Source organism: Nocardia sp. NPDC058499 (assembly GCF_042719915.1).
Lineage (GTDB): Bacteria > Actinomycetota > Actinomycetes > Mycobacteriales > Mycobacteriaceae > Nocardia.
On record NZ_JBHXMZ010000017.1, the window covers coordinates 46,138 to 67,949 of the forward strand.

The 21,812-nt window shown below is 68.4% G+C and carries 19 protein-coding genes; 10 read left to right on the top strand and 9 right to left on the bottom strand.

Annotated features, from left to right (window positions below; all coding sequences use genetic code 11):
• Positions 1-135 precede the first annotated feature (135 nt).
• On the bottom strand, positions 136-1,788 hold the full coding sequence (locus tag ACFWPH_RS32245; protein ID WP_378756038.1) for a (2,3-dihydroxybenzoyl)adenylate synthase: 1,653 nt from the start codon (positions 1,786-1,788) through the stop codon (positions 136-138).
• An 86-nt stretch (positions 1,789-1,874) separates the two neighbouring features.
• Here ACFWPH_RS32245 and ACFWPH_RS32250 point away from each other — a divergent pair, with 86 nt between their 5' ends.
• From ACFWPH_RS32250 to ACFWPH_RS32265, 4 genes are all read left to right on the top strand, one after another.
• Complete coding sequence (locus ACFWPH_RS32250; protein WP_378756039.1) at positions 1,875-2,681, top strand: SDR family oxidoreductase; 807 nt, start codon at positions 1,875-1,877, stop codon at positions 2,679-2,681.
• 9 nt (positions 2,682-2,690) lie between these two features.
• Positions 2,691-3,839 (top strand): isochorismate synthase MenF, encoded by a 1,149-nt coding sequence (locus ACFWPH_RS32255; protein WP_378756040.1) that lies wholly within the window; start codon positions 2,691-2,693, stop codon positions 3,837-3,839.
• 85 nt (positions 3,840-3,924) lie between these two features.
• Positions 3,925-4,578, top strand: a complete 654-nt coding sequence (locus ACFWPH_RS32260; RefSeq protein WP_280462404.1) for an isochorismatase family protein — start codon at positions 3,925-3,927, stop codon at positions 4,576-4,578.
• Between the two features lie 146 nt (positions 4,579-4,724).
• Complete coding sequence (locus ACFWPH_RS32265) at positions 4,725-5,513, top strand: acyl-CoA thioesterase domain-containing protein (RefSeq protein ID WP_378756042.1); 789 nt, start codon at positions 4,725-4,727, stop codon at positions 5,511-5,513.
• A 5-nt stretch (positions 5,514-5,518) separates the two neighbouring features.
• Here the strand turns inward: ACFWPH_RS32265 and ACFWPH_RS32270 are convergent, their stop codons facing one another.
• Positions 5,519-5,986, bottom strand: a complete 468-nt coding sequence (locus ACFWPH_RS32270) for a MarR family winged helix-turn-helix transcriptional regulator (protein ID WP_378756043.1) — start codon at positions 5,984-5,986, stop codon at positions 5,519-5,521.
• 145 nt (positions 5,987-6,131) lie between these two features.
• On the bottom strand, positions 6,132-7,148 hold the full coding sequence (locus tag ACFWPH_RS32275; RefSeq protein WP_378756044.1) for an NAD-dependent epimerase/dehydratase family protein: 1,017 nt from the start codon (positions 7,146-7,148) through the stop codon (positions 6,132-6,134).
• A gap of 355 nt (positions 7,149-7,503) precedes the next feature.
• Between ACFWPH_RS32275 and ACFWPH_RS32280 the strand changes: the two genes are divergently transcribed.
• Positions 7,504-9,237: a BCCT family transporter gene (locus tag ACFWPH_RS32280; protein ID WP_378756045.1), complete on the top strand. Its 1,734-nt coding sequence runs from the start codon at positions 7,504-7,506 to the stop codon at positions 9,235-9,237.
• Positions 9,238-9,289: 52 nt separating this feature from the next.
• Here the strand turns inward: ACFWPH_RS32280 and ACFWPH_RS32285 are convergent, their stop codons facing one another.
• Entirely contained in the window at positions 9,290-9,529 is a 240-nt protein-coding gene (locus tag ACFWPH_RS32285; RefSeq protein WP_378756046.1) for a DUF6374 family protein, read from the bottom strand.
• A 119-nt stretch (positions 9,530-9,648) separates the two neighbouring features.
• The gene (locus tag ACFWPH_RS32290; RefSeq protein ID WP_033244913.1) at positions 9,649-9,927 is read right to left on the bottom strand and encodes a hypothetical protein; all 279 of its coding nucleotides are present in this window, start codon (positions 9,925-9,927) and stop codon (positions 9,649-9,651) included.
• Positions 9,928-10,148: 221 nt separating this feature from the next.
• On the opposite strand from ACFWPH_RS32290, the gene ACFWPH_RS32295 reads away from it, so the two are divergent.
• On the top strand, positions 10,149-10,442 hold the full coding sequence (locus ACFWPH_RS32295; protein WP_378756048.1) for a hypothetical protein: 294 nt from the start codon (positions 10,149-10,151) through the stop codon (positions 10,440-10,442).
• Positions 10,443-10,539: 97 nt separating this feature from the next.
• Entirely contained in the window at positions 10,540-11,988 is a 1,449-nt protein-coding gene (locus ACFWPH_RS32300; protein ID WP_378756049.1) for a DUF1254 domain-containing protein, read from the top strand.
• Positions 11,989-12,008: 20 nt separating this feature from the next.
• On the opposite strand, the gene ACFWPH_RS32305 is transcribed toward ACFWPH_RS32300, so the two are convergent.
• Both ACFWPH_RS32305 and ACFWPH_RS32310 read right to left on the bottom strand, forming a co-directional pair.
• The gene (locus tag ACFWPH_RS32305; protein ID WP_378756050.1) at positions 12,009-14,150 is read right to left on the bottom strand and encodes a protein kinase; all 2,142 of its coding nucleotides are present in this window, start codon (positions 14,148-14,150) and stop codon (positions 12,009-12,011) included.
• 59 nt (positions 14,151-14,209) lie between these two features.
• On the bottom strand, positions 14,210-16,546 hold the full coding sequence (locus ACFWPH_RS32310) for a TerD family protein (protein WP_378756052.1): 2,337 nt from the start codon (positions 16,544-16,546) through the stop codon (positions 14,210-14,212).
• 88 nt (positions 16,547-16,634) lie between these two features.
• Here ACFWPH_RS32310 and ACFWPH_RS32315 point away from each other — a divergent pair, with 88 nt between their 5' ends.
• Entirely contained in the window at positions 16,635-17,135 is a 501-nt protein-coding gene (locus ACFWPH_RS32315; protein WP_378756053.1) for a hypothetical protein, read from the top strand.
• Between the two features lie 14 nt (positions 17,136-17,149).
• Here ACFWPH_RS32315 and ACFWPH_RS32320 read toward each other — a convergent pair whose 3' ends face one another.
• Positions 17,150-17,533: a hypothetical protein gene (locus ACFWPH_RS32320; protein WP_378756054.1), complete on the bottom strand. Its 384-nt coding sequence runs from the start codon at positions 17,531-17,533 to the stop codon at positions 17,150-17,152.
• Complete coding sequence (gene pabB / locus ACFWPH_RS32325; RefSeq protein WP_378756055.1) at positions 17,515-19,104, bottom strand: aminodeoxychorismate synthase component I; 1,590 nt, start codon at positions 19,102-19,104, stop codon at positions 17,515-17,517. Before pabB ends, ACFWPH_RS32320 begins: the two co-directional genes overlap by 19 nt.
• 79 nt (positions 19,105-19,183) lie before the next feature.
• Between pabB and ACFWPH_RS32330 the strand changes: the two genes are divergently transcribed.
• The gene (locus tag ACFWPH_RS32330) at positions 19,184-20,248 is read left to right on the top strand and encodes a phosphotransferase family protein (protein WP_378756056.1); all 1,065 of its coding nucleotides are present in this window, start codon (positions 19,184-19,186) and stop codon (positions 20,246-20,248) included.
• 290 nt (positions 20,249-20,538) lie between these two features.
• Complete coding sequence (locus ACFWPH_RS32335; protein ID WP_062976225.1) at positions 20,539-21,669, top strand: NDMA-dependent alcohol dehydrogenase; 1,131 nt, start codon at positions 20,539-20,541, stop codon at positions 21,667-21,669.
• Positions 21,670-21,812: the final 143 nt, after the last annotated feature.

The window sequence follows — 21,812 nt, forward strand, 5'->3', positions numbered from 1 at the left end:
GGGGGGGGGGGGTAGGAAGCTAGCAGGCCAGGGGTGACGGATAGGAGCCCCTTGGTGGTTTTCTGGGTGGGCGGTTTGCCTCCGCAGCCGGCACACACCACCCCCGGTGGGTTCCCTTTTCCCCGGCACCGGGGGTCACTGTGCGCGGTGTCCCTCCGCCAGCAGCCGGCGCAGATCGCGGCGGCTGGTCTTCCCGACCCCGGTCTCCGGGAATTCCTCGATGGTCACCACGGCATCGGGCATCTTCCACGCGGCGATACCGCGTTCGCGGACGAAACTGCGGACCGTGGTCAGCGTCGGGGGAGTGGCCGGATCGGCGGGTTGGACGAAGGCGCAGATTCGTTGCCCGAGCACCGGATCCGGGGTGCCGACGATCACCGCATCGCGGATGCCGGGGTGTTCGAGCAGATGGGCTTCGAGTTCCTCGGCCGAGACCTTTTCGCCGCCGCGGTTGACCCAGTCGCCCGCCCTGCCCTTCACGACGAGGTTGCCGTCGGGGCGCAGCGCGACGATATCGCCGGTGCTGTACCAGCCCTCGGCGTCGAAACTGCGGGCGTTGGCCTCGGGATTGTCGTAGTAGCCGCGAATCGTGTAAGGCCCTCGGGTCTTCAGGTTTCCGTCGGCGCCCGGCGCGACTTCGGCACCCGCGTCGTCGACGATCTTGATCCGGTCCAGCTCCGACATGGGCCGGCCCTGGGTGGCGACGACGGCATCGATCGGATCGTCGAGCCGGGTGTAACACACCAGGCCCTCGGCCATCCCGAACACCTGCTGCAGGGTCACGCCCAGTGCGGGTCCGACCCTGCGGGCCAATTCGTCGGGGCAGCGGGCGCCGCCCACCTGAACCACTTGCAGGCTGGACAGATCCGGCAGGTCGCCGCCCTTCTCGGCCCGCTCGACCCACAGCCGCGCCAGTGGCGGAACGAGCCCGGTGATTGTCACCCCGAAGCGTTCGATCGCCGCGAACGCGGTCGAGGGTGTGGGGTCCGGTGTCATCGCGACCGTTCCGCCCGCATACAGGGCGCCGAGGATTCCCGGCGAGCTCATCGGGAAGTTGTGCGCCACGGGCAGGGTGGCGAGATAGACCGAGTCCGGGCCCAGTTCGGTGATTTCGGCGCTGCGTCGCACGCTGTAGAGGTAGTCGTCGTGGGTGCGGGGGATGAGTTTGGGGATTCCGGTGCTACCGCCGGAGAGCTGCAGGAACGCGACGTCACCGGCGTCGAGCTCGGGCATCTCGCCCGGTTCGTCGCGGTAACCGGCGAGATCGGTGGCGCCCTCGGCGAACTCGGTGTCCGGATCGTCGGTGACCAGCAGGACGTGGCGCAGGGTGTCGACCCGGCGCCGGACGGTATCGGCCAGCGCCGCATGGTCGAACCGCTGGTGGGTGGCGCAGGTGATCATCGCGACCGCATTGCTCGCGTTGCCGATGGGCACCAGTTCGGATTCGCGGTGCGCGGGCAGGCAGAACACCGGCAGCGCGCCGATTTCGAACAGTGCGAAGACGACTTCCACGAACTCCGCCCGGTTGGGCAGCTGGACGAGGACGCGGTCGTGGTGGCCGATGCCGAGCCGCATCAGGCCGGTGGCCAGCGACCGGGCGCGGCGGTCCAGTTCGGCGTAGCTCCAGCGGTGGGTCGCGTCGACGACGGCGATCGCCTCGGGGGTCTGTGCGGCGCGGGTGCTCAGCAGTTGCGCGAACGTCTCACCGGTCCAGCACTTTTCATCGCGATACCGCGTCGCGAGTTCCGGTGGCCAGGGTGTGAAACCGGGCAGGACGGACGATGGCATGGCGCACCTCTTTCCGATCGGCGATCTTGTTCGATGTCACACCGGAATGCTAGCCTTACGGTGTAACTTCAGGTTAGGCTAACCTAATGGTCACGAAGCAATGGGGCGAAGGGGTCATCGTCACCGGAGCCGCCGGGGGGATCGGGGCGGCCGTCGCCGCCGCACTCGCAGGCGCTACTCCGCTCATCGAACTGTGGGATACCGATCCCCGGGTACACGAGGTGGCCGAACGGCTCACGCGGCAGTACGAGGGAATTGCCGCGCGGGGCATCGAAATCGATCTCACCGATGACGCGGCGGTCACCGCCGCATTCGATCGCGTGGTCGCCGAGAACGGCGCACCGCGCACCGTCGTGCACACCGCCGGCGCGATGATCGGCGGCTCCGCCCTGGATACCGGCGCCGGCGATTGGCAGCGCTGCCTCGCGGTGAACACCAACGCCGCCGTGTACGTGGCACAGCGCGCCGCCCGCGAAATGGTCGCGGTACGGCGCGGTTCCATCGTAGTGGTCTCCTCGAATTCCGCGACGACACCCCGGGTCGGCCTGGCTGCCTACGGCGCCGCCAAGGCCGCTACCACGGCGTTCACCCGGTCGCTGGCGCTGCAGGTCGCACCGCACGGAGTACGGGTGAACCTGGTGTCGCCGGGTTCCACCGATACTCCTCTGCTCCGCGGAATGTATGCCGATTCCGGTGAACACGGACTCGGCGATGCCGCGCGCACCAGCCTGCTCGACGGCGATCCGGAGAACTACCGGCTGGGAATCCCGCTGCGGCGGATCGCCGAACCGGCCGATATCGCCGCCGCCGTCCAGTTCCTGGTTTCCGACGCCGCGCGCCATATCACCATGCACGACCTGCGGGTCGACGGCGGCGCAACGCTGGATATGTGACACGAGAGGATGATCATCATCAACGCCGAGAACCCCGCTTTTTCCGCGGATCCTGCCTTTGTCCTGTCCCGGCCGCAACGTACTGTCACCGCGTCGGCCGGGGGTCGCGTCTTCCACAGCGCCGCCGAGGCCGCTGCCCAGTTGCGGGCCCGGCGGGTGACCCATATCGTCGGCGCGCTGCCGTTCACACCCGGTGCCCCGGCCGCATTGTGGGCGCCGGAAACGATTGCGGTGACCGACGGGCCGCGGGCGGCGCGAGCGGTGACCGCTCCCGATATCGCGATCACCGACAACCTGCCCGAACCCGAGGAACACGTCCGCCGGGTGGGTGCCGCCGTGCGGCTGCTGGCCGACCCCGCGCATGCGCTGCGGAAAGTGGTGCTGGCCAGAAAGCTTCGCGCCCGCGCCGATCGCGCCGTGCGGGCAGTCGACCTGCTCGACCTGCTGGTCTCCACCGACCCCGCCGGTAACGGCTACCTGGTCGACCTGTCCGCTGCGGGCGGCGTCTACACCGGCCGGCACCTGGTGGGCTCCAGCCCGGAGATCCTGGTGCGGCGGCTGGGGCCGGAGGTCACCAGTCATCCGCTGGCGGGTTCCGCGCGCCGGATACCGGAGGATCCGGTGGCCGATCGGATCGCGGCCGACTCCCTGCTCGGTTCCGCCAAGGACCGTCATGAGCACGGCTATGTGGTCGACCATGTGGCCGGTATCCTGCGCGACCGCTGCACCGATGTGCGAACCCCCGCCGCCCCCGAACTCGCCGAGACCCCGGCCATGTGGCATCTAGGCACCACGATCGGCGCGACGGTGCCGGCCACCGGGCCGACCGCGCTGGAGCTGGCCGACGCCCTGCATCCCACCCCCGCGATCTGCGGTACACCGACCGCCGCGGCGGCCCGGTTGATCGCCGAGCTCGAGGGTGAACGCGGTTTCTACGCGGGCGCGGTGGGCTGGTGCGATGCCGACGGCAACGGCGAATGGATGGTGAGCATCCGCTGCGCGGAACTGGCCGCGGACAACCGGACCCTGCTGGCCTACGCGGGTGGCGGGATCGTCGCCGAATCCGATCCCGAGGACGAACTGGCCGAGACCACCGGAAAACTCCAGCGGGTCCTCGGACCGCTGGGGGTCGGCGGGAAGGCCGCGACCGTGTCCTGACCGAAAACGACTTACTGCTACTGCGCCCGGGTCCGCAGTCCACCGGAAGGCTGCGGGCCACAAGAAATGATGAGGAGTTCTGGTCATGCCCATGCAGCCGATCGCGCCCTATGCGATGCCGCCGTTGGACGAGGAGATCGCCAACCAGGTGTCCTGGGGGATCGAACCCGACAGATGCGCCCTGCTGATCCACGATATGCAGAACTATTTCCTCACCGCATATCAGCTCGATCGCGATCCGGCCCGGACGATGATCGACAATATTTCCCGATTACGCGATAAATGCCATGAACTGGGCATTCCGGTGATCTACAGTATGCAGCCCGGCGATCAGCATCCCGACCGGCGCGGCTTGCTCGCGGATTTCTGGGGCACCGGGATGTCGGACGGTCCCGATACCGAGGTCATCGCGGAGCTGAAACCCGATGAGACCGATATCCAGGTCACCAAATGGCGTTATTCGGCGTTCCAGCGCACCGATCTGCGTCAGTTGCTGGGCTACCGCAATCGCGATCAGCTCATCGTCACCGGTGTGTACGCGCATATGGGCTGCATGCTCAGTGCCGCGGAGGCGTTCATGAACGATATCCGCGCGTTCATGGTGCACGACGGGGTCGCGGATTTCAGCCGGGACGAGCATGCGATCGCGTTGAAATACACCGCGCGGCGCTGCGGCATGGTGCTGAGCACCGACGGTGTGCTGGCGCAGCTCGAGGCCCCGGTACCGGCCGGCGCCTGAGCCGCCGGCCGGAATTCGCGTCGTCACCGAAACCGGGGCAGGCGCGACCACGGAGGCGACACGACGCTGCCGGACACCTCTCGGAAGGGGGAAACTAGAACGTGTTGTAATTCTGGTGTGGGTTGCCCACGAGAGGAGTCGATACCGTGTTGGCATTCTTCACCGGAGAGGGTGAGCACTATCTGCCCACCCGGGTAGCCATATCCAGCTGGAGCCCGACCCAGGTCAGCGGGCCGGCCATCTGCGGGCTGCTCGCCCGGGAGCTGGAAACGCGGGCGCCGGGCGCGGAGTTCGTCCCGGCCCGGCTCACCGTCGACCTGTTCAGTGCGGTATCCGATGAGCCCACGACGGTGCGCAGCACGGTGGTCCGGGAGGGCAAACGTATCTGCGTGGCCGACGCCGAACTGATCCAGCGCGACGAGGTGCGCTCCCGCGCCACCGTGGTGTACCTGCGGACCGGTGAGGTCCCGGCCGGTGAGCTGTGGCAACCCGGCCGCGAGCTACCGGTGCCCGACGTCCCGGACGAATCCGAGGCGGGCGCGCATCCGCTGTTGAAGAGCCGCGACCAGGAGTGGACGCGCAATTTCGGCGCCAACCAGAACGCCGACCGCAAGGCGATCTGGCAGAACATGCTGCCCGTGGTCGCCGGGGACCCGGTGACCCCGTTCCAGCGGGTCGCGATGGCCGGGGACGCGGCGAGTTTCATGAGCAACTGGGGCAGCGCGGGGATCGGCTACATCAACTCCGATGTGACCCTGACGCTGGCCCGGCTACCCATCGGACCGGGGATCGGGGTGCTGGCGCAGGATCATGTGGCCGCCGCCGGAATATCGGTGGGCACGGTGAGCCTCTACGACCGGAGCGGGCCGCTGGGCACGGCGGTGGTCACCGCGGTATCCAATGTGCGGCGGCAGGTCGATATGACGCAGTTCTGACGCGGCTATCCGCGGTGCTCGGTATACGAGGGGCGGGGCCAGGGCCGGGATTCCTGCGCTTCGAGGTCTGTGTTGAACCGCTCGAGGTAGGCGGCGAAGGTGTGCAGTTCCTCTTCGCTCCAGCCGCGTAACACTCGGTCCAGGGCATTGACGTTGTAGTCGCGGTCGGCCCGGAGGCGGCGTTCACCTTCGGCGGTGATCCGGAACTTGCGGGCCACCCCGCCGGCCGGGTCGGGAATGCGCTCGGCCAGGCCGGCCTTCATGATGGCCGTCGTCTGCCGGTGCACGGTGGAGGTGTCGAGGCCGAATGCCTCGCTCAGTTCGCCGATGGACATCGCGCCCTCGATCCACAGCCGGCTCAGTACCAGGTAGGCGCTGCGTTCCAGATGGTCGGGGCGGCGCAGATGCGCGTTGAGGCTGTGCCGCCCCAGCAGCATGGTTTCGAATTCGATCAGGTCGGTCGGCTTGTCCATGGCGGTGTCCTGCTCGTGTGCTCATGCCGTGGTGGCCCGGCGGGCGCCCCGCCGATCGTCATACCACGCCGCCGGGGTTGGTTTGTATCCTACACACTCGTTGCATCATGCAAACGCATACCTGTCCACCGGCCTTGCGGAGCGGTCACCCGGCCGTTGTGGCGCGCCGGCGGGCTCGCCGCTCCACGAAGAACCGGGCGGCGTCGGCAACGGCATCCAGCACCGGCTCCGGTTCCCAGCCGAGATCGCGTCCGGCCTTGCCGTGGTCCATCCGCGACATCACATGCATCAGATTCACCGAGGTCACCGTGAGACGGCTGTCGCGACCACGCATCCGCGCCGCCGTACCGGCGATCCCCGCGGCCGCATACAGGGCCGGCCGCGGAATCGCCAGGCGCGGCGGCCGGCGGCCCACCGCATGCGCGGCGGTGGTGAGCAGTTCCGCGCTGCTGAGGAAGCGGTCGGAGACGATATAGCGTTCGCCGGTCCTTCCGTGTTCGCTCGCGAGCAGCAGGGCGCGGGCGGCATCGGCGATGCCCACCGACTCCGAACCGGTCCCGGCGAACCGGAACGGTAGTTTGCCGAGCGCGGCGGCGGCCACGAAGGAGCCGTGCGGAGTGGGCTGCCAATCGCCCGGCCCGTAGGTGTTGGCCACGCACATCGCGACCGCCGGCAGGCCGCGCTCGGCCGCGTAGCGCAACACCAGATCCTCGGCCTCGACCCGGGACCGAACGTAAGGTCCGCCCAGGTGGGCCCAGTTGAACGGCACGGTCTCGTCGACGATCGCGCCCGGGCGGCGGCCGATGGTGGCGGCCGAACTGGTGAACACGAAACGGCGCAGGCCGGCGCCGCGGGCTGCGTCGAGAACATGGCGCAGGCCGGCGATATTGGTGCGGAACAGCGGTGCGGGATCGCGTAACCACGCCCGGGTGTCCACCGCGCAGTGGTAGACCACATCGCAGCCGCGCATGGCGGTCCGGAGGGCATCGTCGTCGAACAGATCGCCGTAGTGGATATCGAGGGGGAGACCGGCGATCGGCCGGAGGTCGCTGGTGGGCCGGACCAGCACGCGGACCGGGGCGCCGGTCGAGGCCAGTTGACGGGTCACCTCCGACCCGAGGAACCCGCTCGCGCCGATGACCAGTTTCCCGGGATCCGCCATCCTGGCCGGCCTCCTCTGCCCTCATGCGTATCCGAAGCTGTGTGCAGAGTCTCGCAGGACCGGTGGTTCGCCGTACACGGAACCGAACATCGGAACGGAAACTCATTCGGACACTTGTCCGTACGGCGCGCGATGGGTCCGCTCGCCGTCTGCCGGGTGCGCCCCGGTAGACGGCACGAATCGGTCCGAAGACGTGTTCGGTGCGTCGTCCGTGCACCGGGGCGGTACGGTTTTTCCCGGTACATCCGTTCGGCGGCGCGGTCGCGGGCGCCGGCGGGGACCGAAAATCGGCTGGTCCCCGTCGCGCGTGCGGCCGCAATGCGGAGCGCACAGTGCGATCTGAAAGGACTAGTCCATGGTGATCGACACCGGTAAGGACCCCGCGACGCCCGAGGGCGGCCTGCCGGGCTCCCCGGAGGGAAGACCCCCTTTGCGGAGGGGGCGCGGGGTGGACTGGCTCATTTTCGGCATCACGTCCGTCGGCGCGGTGGCGTTCGTACTGTGGGGGATCATCGACCAGGAAAGCCTCGCGCGGGTGGCCTCCAACGCGCAGTCCTGGGTGATCGCCAACACGGGGTGGCTCTTCGTTCTCGTCGCCACCTCGTTCGTCGTCTACGTGATCTGGCTCGCCCTCAGCCGCTACGGCAAGATCCCGCTCGGCGCCGACGACGAAACACCCGAATTCCGGACGGTCTCCTGGATCGCGATGATGTTCAGCGCCGGTATGGGAATCGGCCTCATGTTCTGGGGTGTCGCCGAACCGCTGACCCATTTCACCTCCCCGCCGCCGGGTACCGCCGAGCCGGGCAGCCCGGAGGCGAGCGAGGTCGCGCTGGCGACCACCCTGTTCCATTGGACTCTGCACCCGTGGGCGATCTATGCGGTCGCCGGGCTCGCCATCGCCTACGCCACCTTCCGCCGAGGTCGCTCGCAGCTGATTTCGGCAGTGTTCCGGCCGCTGCTGGGCCGGTACTCGGACGGCCTCGGGGGTAAGGCCATCGACATGATGGCGATTTTCGCGACGCTGTTCGGTTCCGCCGCCTCGCTCGGGCTCGGCGCCCTGCAGATCGGCGCGGGACTCGAATTCAACGGCTATGTCGACGCCATCTCCAAGCTGGGCCTGGTGCTGGTGATCACCGGTCTCACCGTCGCCTTCATCCTGTCCGCGGTCTCCGGTATCGCCCGCGGAATCCAGTGGCTGTCGAATATCAACATGGTGCTGGCGTTGGTGCTGGCGGTGTTCGTCTTCATCGCCGGGCCCACCCTGTTCATGCTGAACTTCCTGCCCACCGCCATCGGCGACTACATCGCCGATCTGCCGACCATGGCCTCGCGGACCGGTATCGCCGGCGGTGAGGAGATGGAGGCGTGGCTGTCGAGCTGGACCATCTTCTACTGGGCGTGGTGGGTCTCCTGGACCCCCTTCGTCGGGATGTTCATCGCGCGGATCAGCCGCGGCCGCACCATCCGCCAGTTCGTGGCCGGTGTGCTGCTGGTGCCCAGCCTGGTGAGCCTGGTGTGGTTCGCCGTGTTCGGCGGCGCCGCGATCCGGCAGCAGACCGATACCGGCAACCTGGACGAGGCAGACGGCAGTGTGAACCCCGATTTCGCCCTCTTCCATCTGCTCGACGAGTACCCGATCACCGCGATCACCACGGTGCTGGTGATGATCCTGGTGGGTATCTTCTTCGTCTCCGGTGCGGATGCGGCGTCGATCGTGATGGGCACACTGTCCGAACGCGGCAGTATCGAACCCTCACGGCTGACAGTCATCTTCTGGGGTACGGCCACCGGCGCGGTGGCCGCGATCATGCTGGTGATCGCCGATTCGGACGATCTAGGGGGCGCACTGGACGGGTTGCAGGCATTGACCACCGTGGTCGCCCTGCCGTTCATGGTCGTGATGGTGATGATGTGTATCTCGCTGTATCGCGATGTGCGCACCGATCCGATCATCCTGCGGGCGAACCTGGGTGTGGAACTCGTTGAGGGTGCGGTCGCGCAGGGTGTGGTCAAGCACGAAGGCGAATTCGAGCTGGTCACAACGCCGATCGAAACGGCCGACGACGAACAGGCCACTCGCGACTAGCGCCGCGGGCTACCCCGTCGAACCCCGGTCCGCGTCCGCCGCGGGCCGGGGTTCAGCGTCGATGCCCCCGGAAGTCCAGGCAGGCCCGCCCGGTGGGCACCGGGCGGGGTGGTCGCGGCGAGCTGTTCTGGGTGGCCTCGATGTAGATGCTGAGGCCGGTGCTGAGCTTGCCGGCCAAGGCCTCGAGCTGATCGGGCGAAAGGGACTCGCCGAAGGCGGCCGCGGCGAGGAGTCGTTCCCGTACCTGTTCGAGGTTGAGCCGGGCGAACGGGATGGGGGCGAGTTCGGGCATGCGGGCTACCGTACCCGAATTCGAACACACTTTCGATAGCTGATTCGCTGTGTTGCCCGCACGGCGGTGACTGACCCCGGCCCGGATGGTGCCGCGGGGATACCGCGAAGTGTCGCGGCTCAGCCGATGACGGCGTTCATGATGGTGCCGGCGCTGGTGGCGACCACCCCGCCGATCATGGCACCGGCCACCATCTTCGGTGATTCCATCGAACCGCCCGACCACTTCTCCCAGGCGAACTTGCCGCCCGCGTAGATGATCGCGGTGATGCCGGCGAGCAAGACGAACCAGGTCAGGTACTGGACCATTTGCGTGATCTTGTCGGCCAGCGGGGGTGCTTCGGGGGTGGGGTTGCCGATTTGCGCCAGCAGCGTATCGGTGACGGCGGCCAGTATCATCTCGCAGCTCACTCTGTGTTCGGGGTGGGCGGGAACGCATACGCATCGTAACCGCTCGCCGGGGGCGATCGCAGTAATCCCGGTTCCCGGTAGGGATTCGGGGGTACCAGCGGTTATAGCGCGAAAGAGGCTGAGCGGCAAGAAGTTGCGCCGGGCCCGGCATCGTCTGGATGATGGAGGCGGGGCCGCAATGCCCCGAACTCTAGGCGAGGGAGCAGACGGTGAGCATCATCGCGGCGTCGATTGTCGACGCGGTATCGGTATACGCGCAGGTCAGCGATCCCACTCCGGAGGCCCCACCGCTGGCCGACAAGATCATGCAGTTCGTGCAGTATGCGACGTGGCTGGCCATCCTGTCCGGCACGGTGAGTATCGTCTTCGCCGGCGGTAAATTCGCCTGGGAGAAATGGTCCGGCGGGGCGCTGCAATCGCCGAAGATGGTGGCCGGAGCCATGATCGGCGGGGTGGTCGCCACCAGCGCCGGCACGATCATGAATACGGTGCTCACCATCTGAGAACCGGCCGCGCCGACCGTGGCGGCAACCGTTCGGCTATTCCTGGGCGTATCCTGCACAGCAGTCCATCCGACAGCGATGAGCAGGGAGAATGCCCATGGGCGACAGCCCGGCAGCGGTACCCGGTAACTCGCGGCGCGGGCCGGCGTCCGACCGGTTCCGGTTGTCCAGGCGTTCGCTGCTGGGGCTGATCGCAGTCACCGGACTGGCAGCCTGCGGCGGCGAGAACGACGACACCGCGGTCGAGCCGTCGGGTACGCCCGCCGAGCGGCGCGAAGTAGCCACCGACGCCTATGTTTTCGGATACCCGCTGATGCTGATCGATACGATCCGCCGCCGGGCCCTGGAATACACGTCGGTCAACCGGTTCCAGCACACCTCCTCACTTCCCGCATCGAGCCAGCGCACCGTGGTCCGGATCGATCTGGACAACCTGTACTCGGTGGCCTGGCTGGACCTGCGCGAGGAGCCGGTGCTGTTCGAAGTACCGCAGATCGAGGACCGCTACTGGGTGATGCAGATCCTCGACGCCTGGTCCAACACCGCCTTCACCCCCACCAGCGTGCAACCCCACGCCGAACCCGGCGCCTCCGCACCGTTCGTCTACGCCGTCACCGGACCCGGCTGGACAGGAACACTGCCGCCGGGTGCGGTCCAGCTACCGGTGCCCACCGCGGACGCCTGGCTGTACGGGCGGATCGAGGTGCGCGGCCCGGACGATGTTGCGGCGGTGCGCGATATCCAGTCCCGCCTGCGGCTCGCCCCGCTGAGTGCCTGGACAACACCCGCGGCCGCCGAAGCCGATTCGATACCGGAGAACCAGGACTGGTCGGAATCGGCCGGGCTCGACATCCTCGACGAGATGCCGGTCCGCGATTTCTTCGAGCGCATGTGTGAACTCATGGAGGAGAACCCGCCCGCCGCCGACGACGAAACCGCGATGGCGCGTTTCGCCACCATCGGGATCCGGCCCGGTGGTTCACCCGAAGGCGTGAGCACGGGGGAACTGTCCGCCGGGGTCGACGCTGCCAAACGCAAGATCACCGCTTACGTGGACCCCGGCAGCATCCTCCGCAACGGCTGGGTGCTGGACCTGAACGTCGGGCGCTACGGCACCAACTACCTGCTGCGAGCCGCGACAGCGCGCCGGGGAGTCGGTGCGAACCTCGCTGCGGTGGTGGTGTATCCCGCGATGTTCGACCAGGCCGACGACGACGGCACCCCGATCGAGTTCACGCTGCGGTTCGAACCCGGCCAGGCGCCGCCGGTGGCCGCGTTCTGGTCGCTCACCGCATACGGGCGCGAGGGATACCTGGTACCGAACGAGGCGGATCTGCATACGGTGGGTCATCCGGTCCCGCCGGTGTTCGCGCCGGACGGTTCACTCGAGTTCACCGTCCAGGCCGCCGATCCCGGCCCGGGAGTGCCGCGATCGAATTGGCTGCCGATCCCGGAGCGCGGCCAGTTCTCCCTGGTCATGCGACTCTACGAACCGGATCGGCAGGTATTGGACGGCGAGTGGTTCCCACCCCCGCTGATGCCCTGACACCACCGCCGATCCCGTGCTCAGCCGCGCACCACCTCGGCCAGGGCCGGATCGAGCACATCGGCGAGGGCACGCCACGGGACGGTGATACTGATGAGCCCCTTCCCGGCTGGGGCCACACTGTCTTCCTCGAAATGGATGGCCATACCTTTATCGGTGGCGATCCAGTGATGGAAGTTCTTGGTCCGCGGCTCGATCTCCCGGCGGTCGAAATCCGGACCCGCCGCCGTCCCGGGCAGTAGCCGTGCCGCCTCGCGGGACAACCGGGCCAGTCCGGCATCCAGGTCCGGGAAGAGGTCACGCAGCGTGATCGGCTCGGCGTTGTCGGCGTTGATGGTGATGGTGGCGAGCAGTTTCTTCGATTTGCCGGACGGGGGATCGCTCTTGCGGACCGTCGTCAGCAGCGCACTCAGTACCCGGCGCCCGATATGTATTCGGTTGGGCGGTCCGCTGGTCAGCTCGGCCGATGCGGGGGCGTAGACGATCTGATCCTGCAGCGCGGCGCGCACCGAATTGTTGAACCGATCCGCAACGGCCGAAGTGCCACCGCTCACCTGCGGTATCCGGACATTCCAGCTGACTTTGCCGTTCTCGCCCTGAACTTGGGCCCACGCCTCGGTGTAGCTGCCTCCGGCGGGTGCGGTGGCCGTGGCGGAAACCGGGGTGGAGGCGCCCGGTGCGGACGACCCGGGAGTACCGGTGTTGCCCGGCGCGGTCGGATCAGCGGTGCCCGGCGCCTCCGATCCGGCGTTATCGGTGGCGAACACCGCGGTGGTTGCCAATGCTGCGGCGAGTAGGACGGCGAGGGCGCCGGCCACGATGGGGCGCTTTCGTACGCGCCGCCGCGCGGTGTCTGTGGCCGGGCCTGCGGAGGGAACCGGCTCGGTCGATGTGAGCGACCGTGTGGGTGTCGGAAGGCCGGAGATCGGTGAGCTGCGGCGGGATCGCGAGGCGGGGCCACCGGAATGCCCTGAGTGCGCCTCCGGGTGGGCCGGTGGGGCGGCCGAGTGCGGTGAGCCCGGGCGCGAGCGCGGGTCGGCGGGGGTGGGCGGTCCACCGAGCGCAGGGCCGTCGTTTGGTGATGAGTCCGACCGGGAGTGCGTGCCGATCGGCGTAATCGGGCCGCGGGGTGGGGACGAGCCGGGTTGTCCGGTTGGCGCAGTGGCCGGGGACGAGCGGGGGTGACCGGACTGCTGTGTGGAAGAGTCGTGGCGCGGAGGCCGCGGACCGGGAGCAGAGACCTTGGTCTCCGTCGGCGAGGCGTCCGGGGTTGCCGTGGCCATCGGTTCCGTACCGCCCGCACCGGATGTCAGGGCCGGCTGCGGTGATTCGAGTGCGCGCAACGCCTCTTCGCTGAAGGCGCGACACGAGTCGTAGCGGTCCGCGGGGTTCTTCGCCAGCGCCCGGTACAGCACCGCGTCGATAGCCTGCGGCAGCCCGGGAGCGCGCCGGGAGGCCGCGGGGGGAGGCGTGTGCAGATGGGCGTTGACGACCGCGGCGGTACTGCTCACGGGAAACGGTTTCGCGCCGGTGAGCAGGACGAAAAGCGTGCAGCCCAGGGCATACACATCGGCGCGGTGATCGACCGGGCCGGCGGTGAACTGTTCGGGTGCGGCATACGAGACGGTCGCGATCACATCGCCGGTACGGGTCAGGTCCGTACCGTCGCGGGCGAGGCGGGCGATCCCGAAATCGGTGAGCAGGGCGCGTTCGCCGAATTCGCGGTCCGGGTCCGCGGTGACCAGGATATTCGCCGGTTTCACATCCCGGTGCAGCATCCCGTTGCGGTGGGCGTGGTCCAGTCCGCGGGCGGCGTCGTCGATGATATGCGCCGCCCGGCGCGGCCCGAGCTGCGGCGAACCGGCCAGCGCGGCGGCATCCGTGCCCGGCACGTATTCCATGGCGATCCAAGGCTGTCCACCGGTGACACCGCGATCGTGCACGGTGACGATATTCGGATGCCGCAACCGGGCCGCGAGCTCGGCCTCCCGATCGAACCGGCCACGAAACCCGGTGTCGGCCAGATGATCGCCCGGTAGCAGTTTCAGCACATCCTGCCGGGGCAGCCGGGGATGTTCGGCGAGATAGACGATGCCCATCCCGCCGGCGCCGATCCGGCGCACGATCCGGTAGCCGGCGAATCTCGCCCCGGGTTGCAGCATTGCCCGAGACTATCGCGGACCCGGTGGGCGGCGGGGGCCGGAGGAGTGGGATGGGACGGTCAGATATTTGCACCCTTCTCGCGATTGCAGCCGCGGCACAGGATCTGGAGATTCGAGGCGCTGGTGGCACCGCCGCGGCTGAGCGGGATGATGTGGTCGAATTCGAGGTAGTGGCCTTCCCCGCATTCCACGCACTTCCCGCCGTCGCGCTGCCACACCTCGGCCTTGACCTCCTGCGGGATACTGCGCGAATCACGCTGTCCCGGTGCCAGCACGAGCCGTTTGGCGATGCGCAGCGCGCCCTCCAGTGCGGCGGCGAGATACTCCGGGTCGGCCACCGCGAAACTCGCCCCGCCGCGGGCCGAGGTGGCCGCGACGACGACCGTATCGAGTTCGGCCGCCACCGAAACGATCCGCGACCACGGGATCTCCACACCGGTTCCCGGCCCGACGAACCGTAACTTCTTGGTGCTCACGATCAACCGGCCGTCGGTGTGCTTCGGGCCGCGGGCCAGCTCGCGGATATGGGTGGCGCCGATATCGAGGTAGACCAGTTCCTCGGCGTCCAGATGCAGGTCCGGGGTGCGGACGGTGGGCAGATCACCCTCACGCAGCTGGGACAGCGCCCGTCCGCGCCCCATCCGGGCCCGCAGATCGTCGATCAACCGGCCCGCCAGCGACAGTTCGGTGATGGCGTGCTCGACATCGTCGTATTCCTCGGCCGAGATCTGGCCGTCGGCAAAAGCGAACGCGACCCGCCGTTCCACGTACTGCAGTGCCGCCGGTTCCAGTGCGGCCCGGGCAGCGGATTCGTCGATCCGCTGATAGCGCAGCGACGCCCACAGTGCCTCCCATTCGGCACCGCGCGGACCCGACGCCGCGAGTACCCGGGTGGCCCGGGTATGCCAGTGGGTCAGGAACTCCTCGGTCTCCGCCGCGCACGCGGCACACGGGTGGTGCCCGCCGAAGACCCGGCGGCGGCGCCGGGCGCCGCAGCGTGCACAGTCGTGCGGATGCGGCCGGGCCGTCGGCCGGGTGTCGGCGGTCCACTGCTCGCCGTCCCACCAGCGCAATACCGTCGGCTCGGTGGGGTCGCGGTACCAGTCGGCGCGACCCGAACCGGGCGGCGGCTCGACGGGCGTGGGTTCCCGTACGGTGAGCCGGCGCAGGGTGACGGTCCCCGGTGATCGGCGGGCGGACTGCGCGGTATCGAAACGGTCCCACGGCGCGGTAGCCGCGGTAGCGGCACCCGGCCGCTCGTCGAGCCGGTAATGCGCATTGCCCGGATGAGCCTCGGCAACCGCGCGGGACCCGGCCCCGGCGCTGTGTATTCCGGCGGCTTCCCAGCCCTCCGCGACCGACCCGTCGACCCGGGCCGCGGGGGTCGGCCGATCCCGCCGGGCGTCTCCGGTGGCCGGCGTGGCGCGGCGCGGGGATTCGTGCCCGGATCCCACGCTGCGGAGAGCCGGACGGGTCTCCGCAGCGTCGGGTCCGTCGCTCGGTGCGCCGGCCCGTGGCAGGCGGTCACTCCGAGGCGGTGGCGCATCGTTACGGGCCGAGCGGGCCGCGGCCGGCACCGGGTGATCCTGGGCCGCGGCCGATCGATTTCCCTGTCTGTCGGCGCCGGGCGCCGGATGCTGGGTACTCGGCGCTTCGCGCGCGGACTCCGTGGTCGCGCCGTGCCGGCCGGACGTTATGCGGTCGCCGTGGCGGCGCGGTGTGTCGTCCGGGGAACTGTGTGCTCTGGTCAGTACGGCAGTGCCCGAATCCCCGGTCGGGTCGTGCGCAGGCTCACCACCGGGTGCGCGGCCTGTGGCCCGGCCTGCCGGTGCGGGCCCGGCCGGCCGGCCGCGCCGGGACGCGGGCGGTGCACTGCTCGTATCCGGTACGGCGGGGTCGTCGACCTGGATACCGAATTCGGTCACCAGGCCTTCCATTCCCGTGGCCCAGCCCTGGCCTACCGCGCGGAACCGCCAGCCGCCGTCGCGGCGGTAGAACTCCCCGAACATCATGGCCGTCACCGCTTCCGAATCGGTGACGGCGAATTCGGCGACCGGCCCGTCCACCGCATACACCGTGACCCGCAGATCCTCGATGCGGGTGAACTCGGCGTCCTCCAGCGACCCCGACACCACGATGCGATCCACATCGGCCTCGGTACGCGGTAGCGATACGCTGAGCCGGGCGGTCCCGGGCGCGGGATCCTGGTCGAGTGTGACCGCCTGGGACATATGCCGGGGCGCGTTGTAGAAGACCAGGTCCTTGTCGTCGCGAACGGTGCCGTCGCTGTCCAGCAGCAAGGCGTGCGCATCCACCACATGTTCGGACCGCCAGGAAATCACCACGGCCAGAAGAGATGTCGGTATCGGCGTATTGGCGCCCTTGCTGAGTTCCATCGTCGTCGCACTATGCCATGCGGCGCCGACACGCCCGCAGGCGCGCAGGTCATGGCGTTGTCCGGGGTGGATGCGGCAGAGTTGTCCCATGGCCGATCCGGGACAGCCGGGGAGCGGGAAGGCGGCGAACCGGCCGGGAACGCGCCGGGTGCCCTCACCCGCCGATGTGCTGGCCGCCGCGCAGTCGGCGGTCGATGCGGCGCAGTCCGCGGCCGGGCAGGCCTTGGAGGCCGCGCAGCTCACCGCCGGTCAGGCGTTCGATACGGCGGTGCGGTTACCGCCGGCCTCGGCGCAACTGGCCGCGCAGTTACCCGATCTGCTCGACAACCTGTCCAGCGCCATAGACCGCCTCAATGCCACGGTCGACCGGCTCGACCGCACGCTGGCGCTCGCCGACCCCGCCTTCGCGGCCTACGACCGGTTGCTGCCCCGGCTGGAGGCGTTGATCGCGCTGGGCGAGGATTTGTTCGGCGCACTGTCCCGGTTACCGGGAGTCGGTCGTATCGGCCGGATGGCCCGTCTCGGTGCGCCCGCCGAACCCGAGCCCGAACCCGAACCACCCCGGAAGCGGCCGCGGCGGAAATCCTGAGCGGCGGCCGGTCGTCAGTGCCGGTCGAGGGCCCGGCCGTTGTAGGGAGTGTCGAATGTGGTGCGGTCGTGCACCGGCCGGACCAGCACATCGTCGTCCTCGAAGGTGATCTGGGCGTTGCGTTCGGCGCTGAGCAGGGTCAGGACCAGCCGATCCGCGACCCGCTGCGCGGCCTCACCGTCCGGATAGCGGCCCAGCACCCGCGCGCTCGGTCCGACGGTGCTGGTGCCCCGGTCGTCATCCCAGTTCCCGCTGCCGGTGGCCACCGCGAGCCGGGCGATGACTTCCGTCGCACCTGGACCGTCGTTCGGTGCGCGCACCGTTTCGATACCGATTTCGATGATCTGGTCGGCTCGAAGCCAGTCCCCACCATGCGTTTTCACCCAGAGCTGTGCCATCGCTCCATTGTTGCGCTGTTCGCGTGATCGGGCCGGGGTTCTCCGGAGTCCCGGCCGCACGGGATTGATCGGATACCCGCCGGGATATCGCACGACGGCCGGCACTGTCCGGCTTCGACGGCGGATACGGTCCGGTACACCGCCCGGGCTTTGAGCAGCATTTCGTCGTATTCGTCGGCGGCCACCGAATCCAGCACGATCGCTCCGCCCGCACCGATCTGCCACCGGCCGCCGTGGCGGACGGCGGTGCGGATCACGATATTCAGATCGGCGGTACCGCCCAGGCCCAGGAACCCGATGGTGCCCGAATAGACCCCCCGCGCACGGGTTTCCAGATCATCGATGATCTCCATGGTGCGGATCTTCGGCGCGCCGGTCATCGAACCTCCGGGAAAGCACGCGCGCAGGCAGGCGATGACATCGGTATCGGCGCGCAGTGTCCCGCGCACGGTCGAAACCAGTTGATGCAGAGTCGAATAGGTTTCGGTGACCAGCAGATCGCGCACTCGGACACTGCCGATCTCGCAGACCCGGCCCAGATCATTGCGCAGCAGATCGACGATCATCACGTTCTCCGCGCGGGTTTTCGGATCCTCGGTGAGGGCGTGACGCAGCCTTTCGTCCACGGCCGGGTCGGGGTCGCGGCGGGCGGTGCCCTTGATCGGTTTCGTCTCGACCGTGCGGGTGCGGTCGACCTTCAGGAAACGTTCGGGTGAGGAGCAGGCGATTTCCAGATCGTCGAATCGCAGGTAGGCGGAATACGGTGCGGGATTGGCGCGGCGCAGGATCCGATAGGTGTCGAGGCCGCCGGCCGTGGCGGGCAGGGTGAGCTGGTCGGTGAGGGTGATCTCGTACGATTCCCCGGCCCGCAGCGCGGCCTGGCAGGCCGCGATATCGCGCAGGTACTGCCCGTGGCCGCGGACGAGCACCGCTTCGACTGCGGGATCGGGGCCGGCCGCGGAGCGGACGGGATCGGGACCGGTGTCGAGGGGCTCGGGATTCGTCCAGGTGGGCAACTGCTCCAGCGTCGCGGCCGTACTGCCCAGCCAGTTCTCGGAAGCATGCCGCGCCGCTTGCCCCGGGCCCGTGAGCGCCACCAGATGAGTCCGGCCGGCGAGATGATCGACCACCACCAGCCGATCCGCGAAGATCCACTGGGCATCGGGCGTGGTGGCGCGGTGTCCGGCCGTGCCGCCGCAATCGGCCTTGACCTCGTAGCCCAGGTAGCCGACGTAGCCCCCGGCGAAATCGAACGGCAGCTGGGCGGGCATCGGCAGGGACCGGGTGTGCAGCGCCGCGGCCAGGTAGTCCAGAACGGTGCCCGCTTCGCGCCTGACCCGGCCCCCGGATTCCGTGACGTTGACGTACCCGCTGCCGACCCGGTACCGCACCACTTCGGCCATGGGTCCGGCGGCGTCGCCGAGGAACGAGAAACGGTCCAGTCCCGGTTCCACATGTTCGCTGTCCAGCCAGAAAGCGGTGGCCGAGGTGCCGTAGAGGCGGAGGAACGCTGCCTCGGTGTCGACGGCGCGTTCGAGCACCCGGTGCTGGATGGTGACGGAATCGGACATGGTGGTCCGAATCTACGCCGGGTGGGGTGCCCCAAACTGTTGTCGGTTGCCTGCAGTTGTGCGGGCGAGGTGGGGCACAATGTCAGGCATGTCTGTTGCGCAGCCGGTAGGCGTGGATCGTGAACACGTCGACTTCACCGTGGTCGGGAACTGGATGGATGAGCGCGGGCTCAACGGTGGAGAGTTCCAGGAGGTGAAGGCCCTCGGCGGGGGCACCCAGAACATCATGCTGCGGTTCACCCGCGGCGGCCGCGACTATGTGCTGCGCCGCGGGCCGGCCCATCTTCGTCCCAAGAGCAACGAAGTCATCCGGCGGGAGGCGCGGCTGCTGGGCGCGCTGTCCGGTACCGATGTGCGAGCGCCGCGGGTGATCGCGGCCGAACTGGACGAATCGGTCCTGGGTGCGGTGTTCTACCTGATGGAACCGATCGAGGGATACAACCCGCAGACCGAACTACCGGCCGAATTCGCCGCCGACCCCGCCGCCCGGCATGCCATGGGACTGTCCGCCGTGGAGGCCATCGCCCGCCTGGGCGTGCTCGACTACCAGGCGCTCGGATTGTCCGACTACGGCAAACCGGAGGGTTTCCTGGAACGCCAGGTCGGCCGGTGGATGCACGAACTCGACTCGTATTCGGCCAACGAGGGCTACCCGGGCCCGCAGATCCCGGGCCTGAACGAGGTGGCCGATTGGCTCGAACGCAACCGTCCCGCCACCTGGACGCCCGGCATCCTGCACGGCGACTGCCATCTCGCCAACATCATGTTCTCTTACGAACGCCCCGAGGTGGCTGCGCTGGTGGACTGGGAGATGTCGACCATCGGTGATCCGCTGCTGGATCTCGGCTGGCAGATCGCCACCCGGCCGGAACCGGGCACCTCCGGCGCCGCGCTCATCGGCAAGCTGGGGGAGGTCGGCGGCCTGCCGTCGAGTGCGGAGATGATCGCGCACTACGGGAAATTCTCCGATCGCGACCTGAGCGCGGTTACCTGGTACACCGTGCTGGCCTGCTTCAAGCTCGGCATCGTGCTGGAAGGTACCTACGCGCGCGCCTTCGCCGGTAAGGCACCCAAGAAGGTCGGCGATTTCCTGCACGCGAACACCCTGGAGTTGTTCGCGCAGGCTCGCGGCCTCATGGAGTAGGAACAAGTTTCACTCTTCAGTGCAGAAGGCGGCTCCCGGTTCTGTCCGGGGGTCGCCGTCGTGTTTCCGGCCGCGGCGGTGCGCGGGCATCGGCTGTCGCGGTATCGACGGTGGAAGCGGACGATTCGGGTGTATTCTTCGCCGCGTGTGAGGCGTCGGCGAGGGTGATGTGGTCGGCCGACCAGTTGTCCGCGGAAATTCTTTGCCAACCCACTAGAACGTGTTCCAGTTCGTATCGTAGTGTGGAGGCTGTCACATGAAAGCCCGCGCATGCGAGAGGTCGGACACGAATGAAGACGAAGGGCGCGATCCTCTGGGGGATCGACGAGCCGTGGTCCGTCGAGGAAATCGAACTCGGCGACCCCCGCGGCGGCGAGGTGCAGATCCGGATGGAAACCGCCGGTATGTGCCATTCGGACCACCATATGGTCACCGGGGCCACCCCGATGCCGTCGTTCCCGGCGATGGGCGGCCACGAGGGCGCGGGCGTCATCACCAAACTGGGCCCCAACACCCCGCCCGATCTCGCCGTCGGCGATCACGTGGTGCTGTCGTTCATCCCGGCCTGTGGCCGCTGTCCGGCCTGCGTATCCGGGAATATGGCCCTGTGCGACCTCGGTATGGGCCTGCTGTCCGGGCAGTCGGTCAGCGACGGTAGCTACCGCATCCAGGCCCGCGGCAAGGACGTCATCCCGATGTGCCTGCTCGGGACGTTTTCCCCGTACATGACGGTGCATCACACCTCGGTGGTCAAGATCGACCCCGAGATCCCGTTCGAGGTGGCCTGCCTCGTCGGCTGTGGTGTGCCCACCGGTTTCGGGTCCTCCACCCATGTCGCCAACGTCATGCCGGGGGAGACCGCGGCCATCGTCGGTGTCGGCGGTGTCGGGATGAGTGCGTTGCAGGGCGCGGTGCTCTCCGGGGCGCGGAAGGTCGTCGCCATCGACCCGAACCCGTGGAAACGGGAGCAGGCCATCAAATTCGGCGCAACCCACGCCTACGCGAGCATGACCGAGGCCATTGCCCCGCTGATGGAGGTCACCGAGGGCCGGATGGCGGACAAGGTCATCCTCACCATGGGTGAGATGGAAGGCTCCTACATCGAAGAGGGCCTGATCCTCACCGCGAAGGCCGGTACCCTGGTGGTCACCTCCATGGGCCGGATGGACGCCTTCGACGTGAAGATGAACAACTTCCTGCTCTGCATGCTGCAGAAAACGGTCAAGGGCTGCATCTTCGGTGGCGGCAACGCCCGCCAGGATGTTCCGAAGCTGCTCTCGCTGTACAAGTCGGGCCAGCTGAACCTGGACGATATGGTCACCCGCAGCTACGCGCTCGAGGACATCAACCAGGGCTACAAGGACATGCTGGACGGCAAGAACATTCGCGGCATCATCAAGTACACCGACGCCGACCGCTGATCCAACCGGCGGGATCCTCGCGGATATCGCGTTGTCCGGGGCTGGGGGGGGGGGGGGGGGGGGGGCGGAAAAAAGCAACACCCCTACCCGTACGAACGACGCCACGCGCCCGCGCCCCCCCCCCCCTCCCCCCCATCTCGTTG